Annotated in this window: 21 protein-coding genes and 1 tRNA gene; 16 read left to right on the top strand and 6 right to left on the bottom strand. The window is 29.0% G+C overall.

Annotation, left to right across the window (positions count from 1 at the left end; translation table 11 throughout):
• Nucleotides 1-275: 275 nt before the first annotated feature.
• Nucleotides 276-560, bottom strand: a complete 285-nt coding sequence (locus ACTQYZ_RS02650) for a PTS sugar transporter subunit IIB (protein ID WP_329382915.1) — start codon at nucleotides 558-560, stop codon at nucleotides 276-278.
• A gap of 119 nt (nucleotides 561-679) precedes the next feature.
• Nucleotides 680-985 (bottom strand): PTS sugar transporter subunit IIB, encoded by a 306-nt coding sequence (locus ACTQYZ_RS02655; RefSeq protein WP_138268896.1) that lies wholly within the window; start codon nucleotides 983-985, stop codon nucleotides 680-682.
• Nucleotides 986-1,301: 316 nt separating this feature from the next.
• Here ACTQYZ_RS02655 and ACTQYZ_RS02660 point away from each other — a divergent pair.
• The 13 genes from ACTQYZ_RS02660 to ACTQYZ_RS02720 all read left to right on the top strand — a co-directional run bounded on the left by ACTQYZ_RS02660 (nucleotide 1,302) and on the right by ACTQYZ_RS02720 (nucleotide 12,591).
• Nucleotides 1,302-1,376: transfer RNA gene (locus tag ACTQYZ_RS02660), tRNA-Arg, on the top strand.
• 16 nt (nucleotides 1,377-1,392) lie between these two features.
• The gene (locus ACTQYZ_RS02665) at nucleotides 1,393-2,226 is read left to right on the top strand and encodes a PIG-L family deacetylase (protein ID WP_441020709.1); all 834 of its coding nucleotides are present in this window, start codon (nucleotides 1,393-1,395) and stop codon (nucleotides 2,224-2,226) included.
• Nucleotides 2,227-2,395: 169 nt separating this feature from the next.
• Nucleotides 2,396-3,496 carry a hypothetical protein gene (locus tag ACTQYZ_RS02670; RefSeq protein WP_441020708.1) on the top strand — a complete coding sequence of 367 codons (1,101 nt, stop codon included), beginning with the start codon at nucleotides 2,396-2,398 and terminating at the stop codon, nucleotides 3,494-3,496.
• A gap of 297 nt (nucleotides 3,497-3,793) precedes the next feature.
• Complete coding sequence (locus ACTQYZ_RS02675) at nucleotides 3,794-4,930, top strand: ATP phosphoribosyltransferase regulatory subunit (RefSeq protein WP_138268043.1); 1,137 nt, start codon at nucleotides 3,794-3,796, stop codon at nucleotides 4,928-4,930.
• A 1-nt stretch (nucleotide 4,931) separates the two neighbouring features.
• Nucleotides 4,932-5,558, top strand: a complete 627-nt coding sequence (gene hisG, locus ACTQYZ_RS02680) for an ATP phosphoribosyltransferase (protein ID WP_138268044.1) — start codon at nucleotides 4,932-4,934, stop codon at nucleotides 5,556-5,558.
• 4 nt (nucleotides 5,559-5,562) lie between these two features.
• Entirely contained in the window at nucleotides 5,563-6,846 is a 1,284-nt protein-coding gene (gene hisD, locus ACTQYZ_RS02685; protein ID WP_138268045.1) for a histidinol dehydrogenase, read from the top strand.
• The gene (gene hisC / locus ACTQYZ_RS02690; RefSeq protein WP_441020707.1) at nucleotides 6,846-7,904 is read left to right on the top strand and encodes a histidinol-phosphate transaminase; all 1,059 of its coding nucleotides are present in this window, start codon (nucleotides 6,846-6,848) and stop codon (nucleotides 7,902-7,904) included. The genes hisD and hisC overlap by 1 nt, the downstream gene beginning before the upstream one ends.
• Nucleotides 7,905-8,483: an imidazoleglycerol-phosphate dehydratase HisB gene (gene hisB / locus ACTQYZ_RS02695; protein WP_441020706.1), complete on the top strand. Its 579-nt coding sequence runs from the start codon at nucleotides 7,905-7,907 to the stop codon at nucleotides 8,481-8,483.
• Complete coding sequence (hisH, locus tag ACTQYZ_RS02700; RefSeq protein ID WP_441020705.1) at nucleotides 8,480-9,085, top strand: imidazole glycerol phosphate synthase subunit HisH; 606 nt, start codon at nucleotides 8,480-8,482, stop codon at nucleotides 9,083-9,085. Before hisB ends, hisH begins: the two co-directional genes overlap by 4 nt.
• A 2-nt stretch (nucleotides 9,086-9,087) precedes the next feature.
• On the top strand, nucleotides 9,088-9,792 hold the full coding sequence (gene hisA / locus ACTQYZ_RS02705) for a 1-(5-phosphoribosyl)-5-[(5-phosphoribosylamino)methylideneamino]imidazole-4-carboxamide isomerase (protein ID WP_441020704.1): 705 nt from the start codon (nucleotides 9,088-9,090) through the stop codon (nucleotides 9,790-9,792).
• Complete coding sequence (gene hisF / locus ACTQYZ_RS02710) at nucleotides 9,786-10,541, top strand: imidazole glycerol phosphate synthase subunit HisF (protein ID WP_441020703.1); 756 nt, start codon at nucleotides 9,786-9,788, stop codon at nucleotides 10,539-10,541. The genes hisA and hisF overlap by 7 nt, the downstream gene beginning before the upstream one ends.
• Nucleotide 10,542: 1 nt before the next feature.
• Nucleotides 10,543-11,184: a bifunctional phosphoribosyl-AMP cyclohydrolase/phosphoribosyl-ATP diphosphatase HisIE gene (gene hisIE / locus ACTQYZ_RS02715; RefSeq protein ID WP_441020702.1), complete on the top strand. Its 642-nt coding sequence runs from the start codon at nucleotides 10,543-10,545 to the stop codon at nucleotides 11,182-11,184.
• A 30-nt stretch (nucleotides 11,185-11,214) separates the two neighbouring features.
• Complete coding sequence (locus ACTQYZ_RS02720) at nucleotides 11,215-12,591, top strand: citrate/2-methylcitrate synthase (RefSeq protein WP_441415967.1); 1,377 nt, start codon at nucleotides 11,215-11,217, stop codon at nucleotides 12,589-12,591.
• A gap of 8 nt (nucleotides 12,592-12,599) precedes the next feature.
• Here ACTQYZ_RS02720 and ACTQYZ_RS02725 read toward each other — a convergent pair whose 3' ends face one another.
• Complete coding sequence (locus ACTQYZ_RS02725; RefSeq protein ID WP_441415968.1) at nucleotides 12,600-13,502, bottom strand: DMT family transporter; 903 nt, start codon at nucleotides 13,500-13,502, stop codon at nucleotides 12,600-12,602.
• 57 nt (nucleotides 13,503-13,559) lie between these two features.
• Nucleotides 13,560-13,754 (bottom strand): hypothetical protein, encoded by a 195-nt coding sequence (locus ACTQYZ_RS02730; RefSeq protein WP_441020698.1) that lies wholly within the window; start codon nucleotides 13,752-13,754, stop codon nucleotides 13,560-13,562.
• 75 nt (nucleotides 13,755-13,829) lie between these two features.
• Here ACTQYZ_RS02730 and uvrC point away from each other — a divergent pair, with 75 nt between their 5' ends.
• The 3 genes from uvrC (at nucleotide 13,830) to ACTQYZ_RS02745 (ending at nucleotide 17,230) form a co-directional block, all read left to right on the top strand.
• Nucleotides 13,830-15,698: an excinuclease ABC subunit UvrC gene (uvrC, locus tag ACTQYZ_RS02735; protein WP_441415969.1), complete on the top strand. Its 1,869-nt coding sequence runs from the start codon at nucleotides 13,830-13,832 to the stop codon at nucleotides 15,696-15,698.
• Between the two features lie 9 nt (nucleotides 15,699-15,707).
• On the top strand, nucleotides 15,708-16,217 hold the full coding sequence (locus ACTQYZ_RS02740) for a phosphatase PAP2 family protein (protein ID WP_441415970.1): 510 nt from the start codon (nucleotides 15,708-15,710) through the stop codon (nucleotides 16,215-16,217).
• 110 nt (nucleotides 16,218-16,327) lie between these two features.
• Nucleotides 16,328-17,230: a helix-turn-helix domain-containing protein gene (locus ACTQYZ_RS02745; RefSeq protein ID WP_441020695.1), complete on the top strand. Its 903-nt coding sequence runs from the start codon at nucleotides 16,328-16,330 to the stop codon at nucleotides 17,228-17,230.
• Between the two features lie 24 nt (nucleotides 17,231-17,254).
• Here ACTQYZ_RS02745 and ACTQYZ_RS02750 read toward each other — a convergent pair whose 3' ends face one another.
• Nucleotides 17,255-18,172: a SufB/SufD family protein gene (locus ACTQYZ_RS02750; RefSeq protein WP_441415971.1), complete on the bottom strand. Its 918-nt coding sequence runs from the start codon at nucleotides 18,170-18,172 to the stop codon at nucleotides 17,255-17,257.
• Nucleotides 18,165-18,896: an ABC transporter ATP-binding protein gene (locus ACTQYZ_RS02755; protein ID WP_441020693.1), complete on the bottom strand. Its 732-nt coding sequence runs from the start codon at nucleotides 18,894-18,896 to the stop codon at nucleotides 18,165-18,167. Before ACTQYZ_RS02755 ends, ACTQYZ_RS02750 begins: the two co-directional genes overlap by 8 nt.
• Nucleotides 18,897-18,933 lie beyond the last annotated feature (37 nt).

Raw genomic sequence — 18,933 nt, forward strand, 5'->3', positions numbered from 1 at the left:
TCTCCTTTTTTATTTGCATTTATTTTTGTTTTAAATTCTATTAAAACAATATAATCTTTATTATATGATATCACATTATAAATGAAAGTGTCAATAAACATAATTATCTTTTGTAAAAAATCCTAAATGGTAATTCTCTTTAAACAAAAAAGAACAGATAAAAATCTGTTCTTTATGTAAAGTACTATTTCATTCGGTCTAATAGAATTGTGTTTCGTTCTTTAAGATAAATCTTTTAACAATAAATACTTAAAAATAAATTGTAATTAAATTAATTATTTAACAGCGTTAATTAAATCTTCTTTGAATTGATTTAAACCAACACCTGTAAGTAGGCATCTACCGTTTAAAAGAACTGTATCACCGATATCTCCAGGAATATCTGTTGTACCAACGATTACGTCTGGTTTAATAACTTTTACTTTTGAAGCAGCTTCAGCAGCTTTACATTGAACTGTTTTTACTTGAATACCAGCTTCTTTACAAATTCCTTCACATTTTTTTGCAGCTACTGTAGATGTAGCAATACCTGTTCCACATGCAACTAAAATAGTTTTCATATAATAAAATCCTCCATTAATTAAATAAATAATAAAATCCTATTATTTACCAAAATATGTACTTTTAAAAAGATTTATTTAAAGCAACTTTTATTACAAACGGTTATTCCGTTTTGTACTTAATTTGAATTTGAACTTAACAGCTTGACAATAACGGAAAACAATTCTTTTTTAAATTCTGAGATCCCATTTTCTGTAATTAATGATTTTCCGTTTATGACAGGTATATTAAATTCTTGGTTTAATTCAGCGGTTGTAACGATTATATCTGGATCAATCATTTTTGCTCTTGCTTTGGCATCGCTGACTTTACATTGATAAGTTTCAATATCAATATTTTCTTCTTTGCAAATTGATTTAAGCTTTTCTGCTGCTAAAGTTGATGTTGCGACACCACTTCCACATATAACAAGTATAGTAATCATAATTATCCTTTCACGTTACTTTTGCACAACACTATTATAACATAAATATAAATAATTTAAACAATAAAATTATGTTTTTTTAAAAAAGTTCGATACTGTTACATTTGTCATGCATTAGAATTAATAACAAATTTTTTTTATAAAACTTTATATTTCTAAATAGCATTTTAATGTTTTATTTGTATTTTTTCAATATATTTATACAATAAATTTATAAAAAATATATATTTTTTTAAATGTTAAATTTTTATTAATAATTGTGTATAATATTGATGAAGAAAGTCATAAATGATAGAATTATAAATTATATTATCGTGCGCCTGTAGCTTAATGGATAGAGCAAGCGGCTTCGGCCCGCTTAGTGGGGGTTCGACTCCTCTCAGGCGTACCATTTGGAGATTGTTAATATGGAGAGGGAAAAAAAGAGAAGAATATTATTTTTAATTCTATTTTATATTTTCATGATGTTTGTTTTTGTTCTTTTGCTTGGCGGTAATATAAAATATAATCCGACAATACGATACTCCGTTAAATCTTTGTTTGCCGGACTTGATTATGAAAAATTGGTTTTACATAATAATTATGATGCACATATAAAATCACCTTTTTTAAAAAAAGATGATTTGGATAAAATGGATTTATCAAATGTAGAAAATTTAATGATAATAGCTCATCCTGACGATGAAGCTTTGTGGTCAGCAATGGAACTTATTAATGAAGATTATTTGGTATTATGCATTACAAATGGTAAAGAAACAGGGAATATCAGATATAATGAACTAAATGATGTAATGAAAAAAACAAATGATAAATGTATAGTACTTTCTTATCCTGACGCATATAAATTTAGAAGAGTTGATTGGAAAGAAGCCGGTATGATGGATTATATAACAAAGGATATTGAATCTGTTATGTTATACAAAAATTGGAATAAGATTGTAACGCATAATCCTGAAGGTGAATATGGTCATATTCATCATATATACGTTAATAATATTACTACTGAACTATACAATAAATATATAAATAAAGATACATTATTTTACTTTACAAAATATTATGATAAAGGAGAGCTTTTTAAAGTAGATAATTATCTTTCTCCTTTAACTCAAGAACAGGTTGAGGAAAAGATGGATCTTTTAGATTTATATAAGTCTCAACCCGGAGCTTTTGTGAAATATGGACAGATGATTAAGTATGAAAAGATAGTAAATGCTAAGGATTTTGAAAGCAGTATATAACTTGTAATTAGATAGTTTTGTGTTATAATTATATCAAATTATTTTTTGTTTGGGAGGATATATATGAACGCGAAAAAAGCAATGGTTATAGTTGAAGGTTTGATTGTTGCAGCTCTAGCAGTTTGGGTTTTATTTTTTAAATAATTTTATTTATTAAAGGGGAGATCTTATGAATAATTTTATAAATCGTGCAACAATAAGAGATAGAGCCAAGGAATTACTTAAAGGAAAATTTTGGTATATTGTAGGTTCTTTTTTCCTTGTTTATTTGGTTCAATTAGCATTTTCTGTCATAGGTGGGTTCATTGCAGACGAGTCTTTTTTTTTAAGTATTGTAATTTCTATTATAAATTTATATGTTTCTGCAGCATTTACAATAGGTTTGTTTAAGCTTATTTTTGAATTAGATGATGGAAAAGAATTTAATATTACTAATCTTTTCTCATATTTTACAAGATTTAAAGAATGCTTGATTCCTGCATTAATTGAGCTTATTTTTGTATTGTTTTGTGTTATATTATATGTTATTTTTGCTATGATATTTCTAGCAGGGGATATTTATTCATTAATGTATGCTTATCCATATGTATCTGATAACATGTTATACAATGTTCTTGCATCAATGATGCCTACAATGTTCCTTTTTATAATTGTATTAGGAATAATCTTTTCTTTTTTAAATGTTGTTCCTTTAAGTGGATATGCAATTGCTGCAAAAGATGATAAACGACTTTTAAATAACTTATTCTCAAATGCTTTTAAAATAGGTTTAAGTAATATAAAAGATTATATATTAATGTTATTGTTTTATTTTGTTTTGGGACTTGGGCTTGTTATCTTGTACTTCATATTTTATATGATAGTAGGTTTTATTGCTTATATGTTATGGCCTGTAGGTATTATTCTGATTTTAGCTTTATTCTTTGGTGCATTTGTATTTTTTGTATGGAGTGAAATGTCTTTTGCTTTATTATGTAAGAAATTTATTGAAAAAGAAATATACTTAAAATACGAACAATATGGCAGTTACTCTAATAACAATTTTAATTATGGTAATCAATATAATAATTATACAAACGATACAAATGTTTATAATGAAAATAATCAAGATAGTGTATACTATGAAACCAATGTTGCTGAAAACAAAACAACTGAAGATAATATAGTGGATGTAGATAAAAATAATAATATTGATATTGATACAAGTCTTGAAAAAGGTGAATTTGATATTGAAGCTCTAAAAAGACAACAAGAAAATAAAGAGATGTAAAAAGAACGAGAAATCGTTCTTTTTTTATGAAAAATCTAAATATAATCATATAAATTTAAGGATAATTTAAGATTAATAAAGTAAAATAATAAATGTATAAATATAAATAAAATTTTATAAAAATTATTTGTTTTGTTAGCTTTTTTTTGGATTTATAAGGATATAACTATTTAAATTGATTTTATAAATATAAATAGATTAAATTTTCTGAATTTTTACTTATTCATGTTTCCCATATAGATAAAATATGATATAATGAATTAATTATACTTAACTTGTAAGCTGGGGGAGGTTTATATGTTACAAAAAGAAGACAATACTCAAAAAAAATATGCGTTTATGAAAGATACTTTAAGTATGCTATATAAAAAATATGGTTATGAACAAATAACAATACCAATGTTTATGCCTTATGATTTATATAAAAAATATGATATCAGTCATAGCAATGAACAATTAAAATTAATTGATGGGGAAGGTAATATTCTTGTAATAAGACCTGATGCAACCTTTCATGTTTTAAAAACTGTTGCTAATATGAAAAATAAAGAAAGCGAAAAATATTTTTACGAATCAAAAGTATTTAGAAATAAATTTAAAGATTATACTTTAGATGAAATTAACCAAACAGGAGTTGAATGTTTCTTAAAAGAAAGTGACTTAGTAGACAGTGACATTATTGCACTTGCTCTTAATAGTGTTTTTGCTCTTGGAATTGAAGATATAAGACTTGATTTATCTCATGCAGATTTTGTTTACGGACTTATAGAAGAAATACATGAAATAAAAAAAGAAGAGGTAGAAACTGTTCATAAATACATAGAACAAAAAAACAGTGCAGACTTAATAAGCTTTTTGGACGGAAGAAATATAGATAAAAAATATCTAGATAAACTTATTGATATATGTATGCTTTTTGGTGACTTTGAAGATGTAATGAATAAAGCAAGAGACATAGCCGTTAATGATAAAATGAATAATGCTCTTGATAAAATTGAAGGCGTTTATGAACTTTTAAAAATTCATGGTCTTGATAAGTTTGTTTACTTAGATTTAGGTTTTACAAACGCAATGCATTATTATAGTGGAATAATGTTTAAGGTTTATTCTATTGATGCCGGAGGAGAAATCATTACAGGGGGAAGGTATGACAGACTTGCAAAGAAATTCGCAGGTAGACAAGGTGCATGTGGGTTTAGTCAAAACTTAGATTTAACTTCTCAAATACTTAAAGAAGATACAAAATTCTTTGGTGTTGATTATATAGTTCATTGTTTGGAAAGCGATAGTAAAAAAGGTATTGAAGTTTCAAATAAATTAAGACAAAAAGGCTATAATGTTTCAATGGTAGCAGATAAGAGCTTTAAGGTTGTAGCAAAAGAAAATAATAAAACCTTAAAAGAAAATGAATTATTAGATATTTTAGGAGAGTAATATGATAAAAATAGCAGTTGCAAAAGGAAGAGTAGCAAAACAAGCCATAAAGTTGTTTAATGAATTCGGTATTACTTTTTCCGAATTTGATTTGAATAGAAAACTTATTTTAAACAGCGATGATAACAGTGTACAAATGGTTCTTGTAAAACCAAGTGATACTCCTATATATGTAGAAAGCGGAGTATGTGATTGTGGTATTGTAGGTAAGGATATACTTCTTGAAGATAATCCTGACGTATATAGATTGTTCCCTTTAAATATTGGAAAATGTAAAATGTGTGTTGCAGGATTTAAAGGCACAGATGTAAAGAATATGAAGCAAATTGTTGCTGCTTCAAAATTTGTAAATATTGCAAAAGAATATTTTGACAAACTTGGAATAAAAGCAAAAATTATAAAAATAAACGGTTCCGTTGAGCTTGCACCCCTTCTTAAAATGTCAGATGTAATAGTTGATATTGTTGAAAGCGGGGTTACTTTAAAAGAAAACGGACTTTGTGTATTGGAAGAAATTTTTGATATATATTCTGTTTTTATCGTAAATAAAGCAAGTTTAAAAATGAAACATTCTTCATTAAAACCATTTATAGAAAACTTAAAAGCAGCAAATGAAAGAATGGAGTAAAAATATGAAAATAATAGATTTAAAAAATAAAGAAAATTATTTAGATATATTAAAAGAAATTTTACAAAGACATGGTAATAAGTTAAACGAAGTAGAAAAAATTGTTGAAAATATAATTAATGACGTAAAAGAAAATAAAGATGAAGCTTTAAAAAGAATGATGAAAGACTTTGACCATGTTGAAGTTAAAAGTTTAAGAGTTGATAAAGAAGAAATAAAAAAAGCATATGAAAATGCAGATGAATATTTTATTGAAGTATTAAAAGAGAGTAAAGAAAATATAGAAAAATATCATAAGAACCAAAAATATTCTCATTTTGATATGGATGAAGGAACAAAAAGACTAACTCAAAAAGTTACTCCTATCGAAAGAGTGGGATTATATATTCCAGGAGGGAAAAGTCCTTATCCTTCAACCGTTCTTATGAATTCGATACCTGCAAAAGTTGCTGGAGTAAAGGAAATTGCCCTTATTACTCCTCCTGATAAAGAAGGAAAAGTAAATCAAAATATTCTTGCTGCGGCTTATGTTTGCGGAGTTGATGAAATTTACTTATCAGGTGGTGCCGGAGCAATAGCGGCTCTTGCTTATGGAACTGAGAGCATAAAACCCGTATATAAAATTTGTGGTCCTGGAAACTTATTTGTTGCAGAAGCAAAAAGAAAAGTTTATGGTGATGTAGATATAGATATGCTTGCCGGACCAAGCGAAGTTTTAGTGATTGCCGATGAAAATGCAAATCCTGTTTATGTTGCTGCTGACTTATTATCTCAAGCAGAACATGACGAGAATGCGGCTTGTATTTTGGTTACTACAAGCGAAAAATTGGCAAAAGAAGTTGAAAAAGAAGTATACAGACAATTAAAAGAACTTACAAAAGAAGATATAGCTTCAAAAGCTGTTGAAAATTACGGAATGATATTCCTTGTTGAAGATATAGACAAAGCCTTTGATGTTGCGAATGAAATAGCACCGGAACATTTGGAAATATCTCTTGAAAATCCTTTTGACTATATAGATAAAGTCCAAAATGCAGGAAGTGTATTCATGGGTGAATATACTCCTGAACCTGTGGGAGATTATTTTGCAGGCTCAAATCATACAATTCCTACATCAGGTAAAGCAAAGTTTTATTCCCCATTATCAACTTATGATTTTATGAAAAGAACAAGTATAGTTTATTATTCAAGAGAAGAACTTATGAAGCATAAAGATAAAATCATTGCATTTGCAAACAAAGAGGGGCTTACGGCCCATGCAAAAGCTGTTGAAAGGAGATTTGAATAATGGATATAAGAGAGCTTGTTGTTCCAGCCTTAAAAGATTATGAATGTTACAAGGCTGCGGGACAGGATTACAGAATAATATTAAATGCAAATGAGCATTATGAAAATTTTCTTGGAACAAAACTTCAAAATGATTTTATTGAAAAAATGAAAAATATCAATATAAATCGTTATCCGGATCCTGATGCAAAAAAATTAAGAAAAGCATATGCAGATTTAATAAATGTTGATATGGATAAATTGATTGCAACTTCAGGCTCAGATGAAGGTATTACTATAATCAGTGCTACCTTTGTGGATAAAGATGATGTTGTAATGAGCTGTGATCCTACTTTTTCAATGTATGGTCAAGCGGCTATTTTAGCAAAGGGTAAATATATTGGAATAGAAAGTGATAAAGAAGATTTTACTCCTGATATTGATACATTAATAAAAAGAGCAAATGAAGAGAATGCAAAAATAATTTATATATGCACACCAAACAATCCAACAGGATATTTGTATTCAAAGGATGACATAAAAAAAGTTATTGACAATACAAGTGCTATGGTTGTAATAGATGAAGCATATATTCATTTTGCAGAAGGTGAAAACCTTGATTTGCTTGATTACAGTAATAGAGTAATAATTTTAAGAACCTTATCCAAAGCATTTAGCGGTGCGGGACTAAGAGTTGGGTTTATAATTGCAAATAAAGAAGTTATTGATTTCTTATATGCCGCAAAAGCTCCATATAATTTATCAGTTACTTCTCAAACAGCAGGAGAGGTTTTGGTTGAAAACCATAAATACATAGAAGATGAAATAGAAGTTATAAAGGAACAAAGAGACAGGATAGTCGATGTACTAAAAGAGTGTGAAGGAGTATTTATATTTCCACTAAACGCAAACTTTATAACAATAAGAAGTGATAAGGCATATAAACTTTATGAAGAATGCGAAAAGAAAAGCATATCTATAAGGGCATATGGTAAAAGCCTTGAAAATATAGTAAGAATAACAGTTGGAAGCAAAGCAGAAAACGATGAACTTATTGAAGTAATAAAGGAGGTTTTCTAAATGAGATCAAGTTATGAACATAGAATAACAAAAGAAACCGACATTGAAATTAATTTGAATTTAGACGGAAGTGGTAATGTTTATGCTGATACGGGGGTAGGTTTTTTTAATCACATGATTACTCTTTTTGCATCTCATTCAAAATTTGATATAGACATTAAGGCAAAAGGTGATTTTGAAGTTGATAATCATCATACCGTAGAGGATATAGGGATTGTTTTAGGTAAATGCTTTAAAGAAGCGGTAGGAGATAAAAGAGGCATTAACAGATATTCAACTTTTTTCGTTCCTATGGATGAAGTTCTTGCAAGAGTAAGTGTTGATGTTAGCGGCAGAGGATATCTTGTATATGAAAATCCTTTTAATGTTGAAAGAATAGGTGACTTTGAAACTGAAATATTAGAAGACTTCTTATATGCATTTTGCATAAACGGAGGGCTTAATCTTAATATAAAAATATTAGACAAAGGTAATAATCATCATATGTGTGAAGCTATCTTTAAAGCTTTAGCCAGAGCTTTAAAAGAAGCTGTTACAATTACAAGTGATGAAATTCCTTCAAGTAAAGGTGTATTATGATAGGTATTATAGATTACGGTGCAGGAAATTTAAAGAATGTATACAATGCTCTTTTAAGGCTTGGATTTGACAGTGTTATTACAAATGACAAAGACGTTCTTTCGAAATGCGATAAACTTATTATTCCAGGCGTTGGAGCTTTTGGGGATGGGATGGAAGGTTTAGTAGAAAATGACTTGATAGACTTTATTGATAACTGGGTAGAGGAAGGTAAGTATCTTCTTGGGATTTGTCTTGGAATGCAGTTATTATTTGAAAAAAGTTATGAAATGGGAGAGCATAAAGGTCTTTGTTATATAAAAGGAGAAATTGTTCCTTTTGATATACCTAAAGAATATAAAGTTCCTCATATGGGATGGAATGAACTTGTTATTAATAGAGAAGATAACATTGTTAAAGGCATAAATAACGGAGAATATGTTTACTTTGTTCATTCTTATCACGCAGATAAGATGAATGATGAAAACTTAATTGCTTACAGTGAATATCATTATAAAGTTCCTGCAGTCGTTAGAAATGGTAATGTTATAGGTATGCAATTTCATCCTGAAAAAAGCGATAAGACAGGAGAAAAATTACTTTTAAACTTTTTGGGAGAATAAATATGATAATTTATCCAGCAATAGATATAAGAAACAGTAAATGTGTAAGACTTTCACAAGGAGATTATGACAAAGAGACAGTTTACTTTGACAGCCCTTTGTCGGTTGCAAAAGATTTTGAAAAAAAAGGTGTTAAATATCTTCATGTAGTCGATTTGGATGCTGCTTTACTTGGTCAGATGCAAAACTATGATGTTATAAAAAGCATTATAGAAAATACAAACATGAAAGTTGAAGTAGGCGGAGGAATCAGAGGAGAAGAACAAATAAAAAAATATGTGGATATCGGTGTTGATAGGGTGTCCATAGGAACAAAGGCTGTTAAGGATTTTGATTTTTTGAAGGAAATGGCAGATAAATACCCATATAAAATCAGTCTTTCATTAGATGTTAAAGATGAATATGTATATATAAAAGGCTGGAGTGAAAACAGCGGTATTTTAATATGGGATTACCTTGAAAAAATAAAAGATTTACCTCTTGTAAGCATTGTAGTTACGGACATAAAAAAAGACGGAATGCTTTCAGGTCCAAGCTTTGAGCTTTACAAAAGATTAAGTGAAGCTACAAAACATAATATTGTCGTTTCAGGAGGAATATCTTCTCTTGAGGATATTAATAAATTAAGAGAAAACGATACTTATGCTGTTATTGTAGGTAAGGCATTATATGAAAATAAATTTAAAGTAGAGGATTTGGTATGTTAGCAAAAAGAATTATACCTTGTCTTGATGTTGATCATGGCAGAGTTGTTAAGGGTAAAAATTTTGCAAATATAAAGGATGTTGATGATCCTGTTAAACTTGGGAAAAATTACTCTAAGCTTGGTGCCGATGAGCTTGTGTTTTATGATATAACTGCATCAAGCGATGAAAGAGATATCTTTATTCATACAGTTGAAAATATAGCAAAAGAGGTTTCTATTCCTTTTACAATCGGAGGAGGAATAAGAACGGTAGAGGACTTTAGAAAAGTTCTTTTAGCCGGAGCCGATAAGATAAGCGTAAACTCAAGCGCTGTTGTGAATCCAAGCATAATAAGTGACGGAGCAAAAAAATTTGGTTCCCAGTGCGTTGTTTTATCTATTGACGCAAAGAGAAATGAAAAAAACAGTTGGGATGTTTATGTAAAAGGTGGTAGAGAAAATACTCATATTGATGCAATTGAATGGGCAAAAAAAGGTGAAGACCTTGGAGCCGGTGAAATTTGTATTAATTCCATTGATACTGACGGTGTAAAAGACGGGTTTGATCTTGAGTTAATAGAAAAGTTAAATGATGTTTTATCTATTCCTATTATTGCATCTGGAGGAGCAGGAAAAATGGAACATTTCTTGGAAGTTTTAAGATGCGGAGCAGATGCGGCTCTTGCTGCCAGTGTATTCCATTTTGGTGAAATAGATATAATGGATTTAAAAAGATATTTAAAAGATAATGATATAGAAATGAGGATATAAAATGGAATTTAAAGATTTTAAATTGGATGAAAGCGGACTTTTACCCGTTATTGTTCAAAATTATAAGACTAAAAAAGTTCTTATGCTTGGTTATATGAACGAACAGGCTTATAATGATACATTAAAAACAGGAAAAGTTAATTTTTATTCAAGAAGCAGAAAAACACAATGGTTAAAAGGAGAAAGCAGTAAGAATTATTTAAATGTTGTAAGTATTGCTAGTGATTGTGATAATGATACTTTGCTTATAAATGCAAATCCTGACGGGCCAACTTGTCATACAGGAAGTGAAAGCTGCTTTTTCAATGATATAGTAAAAGCTGATAAAGATGAAAGTGCAGAAATCTTATTTACAATTCAAGATACAATAAATGAAAGAAAAGAAGGAATAAAAAATCTTGAAAAGATGCCTACAAAATATGAAGGTTCTTATACACAATATCTTTTAATTGAAGGTATAGATAAGATTTGTAAAAAAATTGGTGAAGAAAGTGCGGAAACTATTGTTGCCGCTAAAAACAATAATAAAGAAGAAATTATAGGGGAAGCAAGCGACCTTATATATCATTTGTTGGTACTTTTAAATGACAGAGATGTAAATATAGAGGACATATTTGCTAAGTTAAATTCAAGACATAAATAATATAATTTTATCAAACAAAGGAGGGCTAAAATGAAACATAAAGGAACAGAAATAAATTTCTCTGATATTACGCCTGAAATAAAAAAATTAAGTAAGACATGTGAAGATAACTGTTTTATTGATCAAGAACTTTATAAGATACATAATGTAAACAGAGGGCTTAGGGATAAAAACGGTGTTGGTGTTTTAACTGGGCTTACAGAAATATCTGATGTTTGCGGAAGTAAAATAGTAGACGGTAAAAAAACATCAATAGACGGATATTTAAGATACAGAGGCATTCCTGTTGAATCGTTGGTTGACGGATTTATTGAAGATAACAGATTTGGTTTTGAAGAAGTAACATATTTGCTTCTTACTGGAAAGCTGCCTAAAAAAGATGAACTTAAATCATTTGAGGCTCAAATTGCAAAATATAGAAGTTTACCGCCTTCTTTTGTTAGGGATATTATAATGAAATCTCCAAGTGTTGATGTTATGAACACTATGGCGAGAAGTGTATTAACGCTATATGCTTATGATGAACATCCTGATGATATTTCAATCGATAATGTTCTTAGACAATGTATTCATTTAATATCAATTTTCCCTATGATTGCAGTATACGGATATCAAGCAAGTATGCATTATAATAACGGAGAAAGTTTATTCATTCATTCTCCAAAACCAGACCTTTCAACAGCGGAAAATGTTTTACACATGCTTCGTCCGGACAGCAAATATACAAAACTTGAAGCAAGAATTCTTGATCTGGCTCTTGTTTTACATGCAGAACATGGGGGAGGAAATAACTCTTCATTTACAATGCATGTAGTATCTTCTTCAGGTACGGATACATATTCTGCCGTTGCGGCTTCTCTTGCATCTTTAAAAGGTCCAAAACACGGTGGTGCAAACGTGAAAGTTGTAAATATGTTTGAAGAACTTAAAAGAGCAGTTAAAGACTGGAAAGACGAAGAAGAGGTTTCACGTTATCTAAATAAGATTTTGGATAAAGATGCTTTTGATAAACAAGGTTTAATTTATGGTGTAGGTCATGGTATATATTCTTCTTCTGACCCAAGAGCATTGATATTTAAGTATTTTGTTGGAAAATTATCAGAAGAAAAGGGGCTTAAAGAAGAATTTGAATTATATGAATTGGTAGAAAGATTAGCTCCTGAAATTATAGCTTCAAGATTTAAAACATATAAAGACATTTGTATTAATATAGACTTTTACAGTGGATTTGTTTATAAAATGTTAGGTATACCAAAGGAATTATTTACTCCTTTATTTGCAATTGCAAGAATTTCCGGTTGGTCTGCTCATAGACTTGAAGAACTTATAAATGCAAGCAAGATTATAAGACCTGCATATATGAATGTTCAAGAAAAAAGAGAGTATATTCCTATTGATGAAAGATAAAAGATGCTTTATGCATCTTTTTTGTTTTTATAATATAACAAACTTCCAAGAAGTATCATAAATAAACCTATAACTTGAATTATGGTGAATTTTTCACCTAAGAATATTATTCCTGCAAGAGTTGATATTAAAACGGTTATATTATTCATAAGCCCAACACTTATTACGCTTATACTTTTTACTGCATAATTATTTAAGTAAAATACAAGTATTGTTGCAAGCAGGGATAGATATAGTATTCCAAAGATAAAATCTTTAAGAAAAATTATTTCTAAAATATCTATTGTAGGGTTTAGAAATAAGAAAACAAAAAACATTATTGTAAAGGCAATAAATCCATAAAAAATTTGGTAAATTGATACTGTATTTATGTCTTTAATTTTAAGCTTCTTTAGTTTTCCTTGATAGTAGGCTCTTGAAAAAATAGATAAAATAATAAGCATGGTTCCTAAAAAAGCAAATTCGGTTTTATTGCTATTTGAAGATGAAACACTTGCAATGAGCGTACCTAAAACACATATTCCCATAAACATACTTTCTTTTAAGGTTGGTTTTTCTTTTAATAAAAAATAACTTACTATAACATTTGCAATTGGAATAAGGGCTATAAGAACACTTACGGTTGTTACGGGACATAACATTACACCTATTGTTTGAAAAGAAAAATTTATTACCGGATTATAAAAAGACAGTCTAAATAAATCTTTATTTTTAAAAGACAGATGAATTTTTATTTTTCTTATATAAAAAATTAAAAGCATAAATATAAATGCAATAAAAAATCTTATGCTTAAAACTAAAAAAACATTATTATGGGATAATTTTATTAAATCTTTTATAAAGATATACTGCATTCCCATTATTAAACTCATTATTATCGTTGCAATATATCCTTTTTTATCGCTACTCATAATAGTAGTATATGTAAAAAAATTTCAAATATAAAAAAAACAGAGAATAACTCTGTTTTAGTCAAGCATGTTGTATGCAATTTTATCAAGTTCTTCGCTTGTTAAATTTTCGTTTATATCAATTTTTTGAACCAAATCATAAAAGGTTCCTTTTAAAAATTTTTTTAAAGTATATCCTAAAAAAACTTTTTTTGTTACATATATGTCATACTTGTCATTACTTGCTCTTAATTCATTAAAATTACTTTTCATGTCATACTCCTATGTTTTATTAAATTATATGATATAATAACCAAGTAGAAAAATCAATAATTTAAAGGTATTTTTATGAGAGAAAACTTCAGTGAAAATTTAAATAAAAAAATAAAACTTCTTCCTCAAAATAGTGGCGTATATCTTATGAAAGATGAGAATGGCACTATTATTTACGTTGGAAAAGCAAAGGTGCTTAAAAATAGGGTAACCCAATATTTTAGAAAAAATTCAAATCATACACCTAAAGTTCTTAAAATGGTTGAGAATATTGCTGATTTTGAATATATTATTACTTCCAACGAAATGGAAGCATTGATTTTAGAGTGTAACTTAATAAAAAAATACAGGCCTTATTATAATATTTTAATGCGAGATGATAAAACATATCCATATATTAAGCTTACAACAAAAGATGAATATCCAAAATTATTTATAACAAGAAAATATGTAAATGATGGAAATAAATATTTTGGACCATACGCAAATGCAACATATGCAAAGAAAACAGTAAGTACAATAAATGAACTGTACCCAATTGCAATGTGTAAGAAAGAATTAAAGTATGGCGTTAAAAAGGGTAATGTATGTCTAAATTATCATATCGGACAATGCCTTGGAGTTTGTCAGGGAAATGTTAATAAAGACTTATATAATTCATATATAAAAGAAATAACAGATATTCTAAATGGTAAAACAGGTAAAATAATATCAAGTCTTGAAAGTAAAATGAATGCTTACAGCGAAAATTTAGACTTTGAAAATGCCGGTAAGGTAAGAGATAAGATTTTTGCAATAAAAGGGCTTAAAAGCGAGCAGAATGTCTCTAATGCCACAGCAGACAACATGGATATACTTGGTCTTGCAATGGGGGAAGATATGGCTTGTGTACAGGTTTATGCCTTAAGGGATAAAAAAATTGTAGGAAGAGAGAATTATATTTTAAAAGGGCAAAACGAAAAAGATGCAGGAGAAGTTTTGTCTGCTTTTGTAAAACAATTTTATACAAATACTCCTTTTATTCCTCCTCTTATATTGGTAGAAAGGGAGTTTGATGATGTTGAAAATATACAAAATCTTCTTAGTGAATTAAAAACTACAAAAGTCCAAATTAAAGTTCCTATAAGAGGAGAAAAGAAAAAATTATTAAAACTTGCTACTGATAATGCAAAATTAAATCTTGAAAATATTGTAGGCAAAGAAAAACAAAGAATACTTATGGAAAAGAAAGCTGTTGAAGAAATAAATGATTATGCTGGAATAATAAAAGAAGGTAACTTTAGATATGAAGCATATGATATTTCAAACACTTCTGGAGTTGATAGCGTCGGTGTTATGGTAGTGTTTGACGGAGCAAAAAGGAATAATAAAGCTTACAGAAAGTTTAGAATAAAATCAGTAGAAGGTCCAAATGATTACGGAAGCATGGTTGAAGTAGTATTCAGAAGACTTAACAGAGCAAGAAAAGAAATGGAAGAACAAGATGAAAATGCAAGGTTTTTACCTCTTCCTGATATTATATTTGTAGATGGTGGAATAGGTCATGTGAATGCAATAAAAAATGTTGTAGATACGTTTGGATTTAATATTAAAGTTTTAGGGCTTGGAAAAAACAACAAACATAAATTAAAGGAGGTTGTTAAAGATAACGAAGAAGTAAGAAACATAAAAGATTTTGAATATGCAAAAAAACTTCTTAATGATATAAGTGAAGAGGTTCATAGATATGCTATTGATTATCATAAAAACTTAAGAAGTAAAAGTTTCTTAAAAACTACATTGGAAGAAATTGAGGGGATAGGAAAAGTAAAATGTAGAAATTTACTTACTCATTTTAAAAACTTAGAGGAAATAAAGAATGCTTCATTAGCAGAGATTATGAAAGTTGACGGGATGAATGAAGCTTTGGCAAAAAAAGTTAAAGATTATCTAAAAAATGATTAGGGAGAGCGAATGGATAAGAATTTTTATTTAAAACTTTATGAACCATATAAAAAAGATTTAGCTAAAAAAAGAAGGCTTAATATTCTTGATAAGATAGTAACATATTCTGTATTTATTTCTTTTCCTGTTTTTTTGATAATAGGATTTCTTATGGGGAAAGATTTTGTATTAAGACTTGTTCTTACTACTTTTATTCCTTTTGTTTTTTTAAGTTTTTTTAGAAAACTATTTAATTTTAAAAGACCATATGAAGTTTTTAATATTACTCCTGTTTTGGATAAGGATACTAAAGGTAAATCTTTTCCAAGCAGGCATGTTTTTTCTGCTTTTCTTATAGCCAGCTCTTGTTTATTTATTAACTATTATTATGGTATTTTTGTTTTAATTCTTGGAGTTCTTCTTATGTATATAAGAGTTGTTGGAGGAGTCCATTTTTTAAGAGATGTTCTTTTCGGTATGGGGCTTGGAATCTTATGTGGAGTAATAGGAATGACAATAAATATACCTTTTTTACATTAATATTAAAGTTGCAACCGTAAGTTTACATAAAAACTTTAAGTTGCAAATAAAAGTTGGTAGAAAAAACGGTAATGCTCTATTAATATTATTGCAAACAGGAGGTAAGCAAAATGAATTTTGGTTTGAATTTACAAAACTTAAGAAAAAAACACAATTTATCCCAAGAGCAATTAGCAGAAAAATTGGAAGTTTCAAGGCAGGCTGTTTCAAAATGGGAAAATGGTTCTTCTTATCCTGAAATGGATAAACTTATAATGTTAAGCGAGTTATTTAATATTGATATTGATATGCTTATTAAAGGAAATCTTGATACTGAAAATAATGAAGAAGGCAGAGAGTTATATGAGAAAATGTATAATAAGTTTACTAAGATGATTACTCTTGGAGTAGTTCTTATTCTTCTTGGGGTTACATTTATGGCTTCCTTTGATGGTGGCATTACTTTTAGCAATTTATCTTCTTTGCCGGTTGTTGTTTTTTTATCTCTTCTTGCAGTTTCGGTTTTCTTATTTGTGTATTATGGAATAAGCTGGGGAAACTTTACTGAAGAGCATCCTTATTTTGAAGATTTCTATACAAAAGATGAGAAAAGAAGATTTAATAAACTTTTTGCAGGCATGATATCCTTTGGTGTATTTCTAATACTTCTTGGAATCATTGTTGTTGTAATTGGAGAAGAGGTCTTACAGTTAGGTGAGGATTATCCTCCTATAATTACAGTATTTTTACTTTTGGTTACAATTGCCGTTGGAATATTTGTTTATTTTGGAATGCAAAAAGCAAAGTACAATATAAGTGAATACAACAAAGAATATAATAAAGAAAATGAAAGTTATAAATTAAGTAAAAAAGAAATTTTTTCAGATAAAATACAAGCTATAATAATGCTTATTGCTACAATAATATTTCTGCTTATTGGTTTTATTTTCGGATTATGGCATCCGGGCTGGGTCGTTTTCCCAATTGGTGGAATATTATGTGGAATAGTTTCAATTATATTTGATGAAAAATAAAAAAACGAGGTTTGACCTCGTTTTTTATTTTAAAAATCCTGATATGATTTTTTCTTCAGCTTCTTCTTTTGTAAGTCCAAGACTTTGAAGTTTTAAGATTTGGTCTCCGGCGATTTTTCCAATAGCTGCTTCGTGTATAAGTTCTGCGTCTAAGTTAGAAGCTACAAGGGCTGGAGCTGCGGCAACTTTTCCGTTTCCAACAAGTATTGCATCACATTCTGAATGCCCATTACATTTTGCTTCTCCGTTCATTTTAGAAGTAAATTCTTGATAAGAATTGCCCTTTGCAACAGAACGTGATACTAAATCTGCAGATGAGTTTTCGCCTTTTAATGTTACATCAAAATCAGTTTTGGCAATTTCATCTCCGTCTGTCATTATTCTTTCTCTTACAAGAAGTTTTGCTCCTTCTTCAACAACACCGCTTGTCTTTCTTATTGAGCTGTCTACACCTTCAAGTTGTATTGTATCCATTTCAAGTACTGAATTTTTCTTAAGGTAAACATCGGTAACAGGATCAATTCTCTTTGTTCCTTGTCCTTTTCCTGTCGCAACGTGTTTTTCCTCATATACTACATGAGCGTTTTCTTCAAGGAAAAATCTATGTATTCCGTTGTGTCTTGCGTCATGTCCGTCGTCTGTATGAACTCCGCATCCTGCAATGATTTTTACGTCTGCGTTTTCACCAACAAAAAAGTCGTTATATACAAGGTCGTCTACGTCTCCGTGAGTTACACAGGCTGGAATATATACATTTTCTCCTTTTGTATTTGGTTTTATATGAATTTCAAGCCCAGGAGAATCTTTTTTAGATTCTATTTTAATATTTTCGCTTGATTGTCTACCTGCGCATTTGCCGTCTTCTCTTATATTAAAAGCACCTTCAAATTTTCCGCTGAATCCTGAAACTACTTTTAAAAGTTGTTCTGTTGTTTTATTCATTTACTGCTGCCTCCTTTTCTTTAGGGCACATATTTGCTCTTTCTTCCTTAAATAATGTTGGTAAAATCTCTTTTTTGTTTCCTTTAGCTCTTACTTTTCCGTCTGATATTACTACTATTTCGTCTGCTATTGAAAGTATTCTTTCTTGATGAGAAATAATAAGAAGAGTTCCTTTTGTATGTTTTCTTAAAATTTCAAAGGTTTCAACAAGTTTTGCAAAACTCCAAAGGTCTATTCCTGCTTCAGGTTCGTCAAAAATATATAGTTTTGCATCTCTTGCAAGAACTCCTGCAATTTCTATTCTTTTGCTTTCTCCTCCTGATAAAGAATCGTTTAGTTCTCTGTCGATATATTCCTCTGCACATAAACCTACTTTGCTTAGTAATGCACAGGCTTCTCCTTCGTCAAGGTCTTTTCCTGCAGATAATTTAAGAATATCTCTTACAGTTAATCCTTTAAATTTTACAGGTTGTTGGAAAGCATAGGCTATTCCTTTTTTTGCTCTTGTTGTTATGTCTAAGTTTGTTATATCCTCATTATCTAAGAATATTTTACCGTCTGTTACATTTTTTATTCCTGCAATTAATTTTGCAAGACTTGTTTTACCGCCTCCGTTTGGGCCTGTAACAACGATAAGTTTACCGTCTTCTATATCAAGATTAATATCTTTTATTATAGATTGACCATCTTCTGTATCCCATTTTATATGTTCAAGTTTTAACATTTTATTGCCTCCGTTTTTATATGAAAAGATATTTTAT

It is taken from the genome of Anaerofustis sp. LCP19S3_F7 (genome assembly GCF_052119445.1).
In the GTDB taxonomy this organism is placed as follows: Bacteria; Bacillota; Clostridia; order Eubacteriales; family Anaerofustaceae; genus Anaerofustis; species Anaerofustis butyriciformans.

Excerpts from the sequence above, each read along its gene's own strand:
- hisG (WP_138268044.1), top strand. The coding sequence starts at position 4,932 with ATGATAAAAATAGCAGTTGCAAAAGGAAGAGTAGCAAAACAAGCCATA.
- hisIE (WP_441020702.1), top strand. The coding sequence starts at position 10,543 with ATGGAATTTAAAGATTTTAAATTGGATGAAAGCGGACTTTTACCCGTT.
- hisB (WP_441020706.1), top strand. The coding sequence starts at position 7,905 with ATGAGATCAAGTTATGAACATAGAATAACAAAAGAAACCGACATTGAA.
- ACTQYZ_RS02655 (WP_138268896.1), bottom strand. The coding sequence starts at position 985 with ATGATTACTATACTTGTTATATGTGGAAGTGGTGTCGCAACATCAACT.
- ACTQYZ_RS02740 (WP_441415970.1), top strand. The coding sequence starts at position 15,708 with ATGGATAAGAATTTTTATTTAAAACTTTATGAACCATATAAAAAAGAT.
- hisA (WP_441020704.1), top strand. The coding sequence starts at position 9,088 with ATGATAATTTATCCAGCAATAGATATAAGAAACAGTAAATGTGTAAGA.
- hisH (WP_441020705.1), top strand. The coding sequence starts at position 8,480 with ATGATAGGTATTATAGATTACGGTGCAGGAAATTTAAAGAATGTATAC.
- ACTQYZ_RS02720 (WP_441415967.1), top strand. The coding sequence starts at position 11,215 with ATGAAACATAAAGGAACAGAAATAAATTTCTCTGATATTACGCCTGAA.
- hisD (WP_138268045.1), top strand. The coding sequence starts at position 5,563 with ATGAAAATAATAGATTTAAAAAATAAAGAAAATTATTTAGATATATTA.
- ACTQYZ_RS02670 (WP_441020708.1), top strand. The coding sequence starts at position 2,396 with ATGAATAATTTTATAAATCGTGCAACAATAAGAGATAGAGCCAAGGAA.
- ACTQYZ_RS02650 (WP_329382915.1), bottom strand. The coding sequence starts at position 560 with ATGAAAACTATTTTAGTTGCATGTGGAACAGGTATTGCTACATCTACA.
- ACTQYZ_RS02750 (WP_441415971.1), bottom strand. The coding sequence starts at position 18,172 with ATGAATAAAACAACAGAACAACTTTTAAAAGTAGTTTCAGGATTCAGC.
- ACTQYZ_RS02725 (WP_441415968.1), bottom strand. The coding sequence starts at position 13,502 with ATGAGTAGCGATAAAAAAGGATATATTGCAACGATAATAATGAGTTTA.
- uvrC (WP_441415969.1), top strand. The coding sequence starts at position 13,830 with ATGAGAGAAAACTTCAGTGAAAATTTAAATAAAAAAATAAAACTTCTT.
- ACTQYZ_RS02675 (WP_138268043.1), top strand. The coding sequence starts at position 3,794 with ATGTTACAAAAAGAAGACAATACTCAAAAAAAATATGCGTTTATGAAA.
- ACTQYZ_RS02745 (WP_441020695.1), top strand. The coding sequence starts at position 16,328 with ATGAATTTTGGTTTGAATTTACAAAACTTAAGAAAAAAACACAATTTA.
- hisF (WP_441020703.1), top strand. The coding sequence starts at position 9,786 with ATGTTAGCAAAAAGAATTATACCTTGTCTTGATGTTGATCATGGCAGA.
- ACTQYZ_RS02665 (WP_441020709.1), top strand. The coding sequence starts at position 1,393 with ATGGAGAGGGAAAAAAAGAGAAGAATATTATTTTTAATTCTATTTTAT.
- hisC (WP_441020707.1), top strand. The coding sequence starts at position 6,846 with ATGGATATAAGAGAGCTTGTTGTTCCAGCCTTAAAAGATTATGAATGT.
- ACTQYZ_RS02755 (WP_441020693.1), bottom strand. The coding sequence starts at position 18,896 with ATGTTAAAACTTGAACATATAAAATGGGATACAGAAGATGGTCAATCT.
- ACTQYZ_RS02730 (WP_441020698.1), bottom strand. The coding sequence starts at position 13,754 with ATGAAAAGTAATTTTAATGAATTAAGAGCAAGTAATGACAAGTATGAC.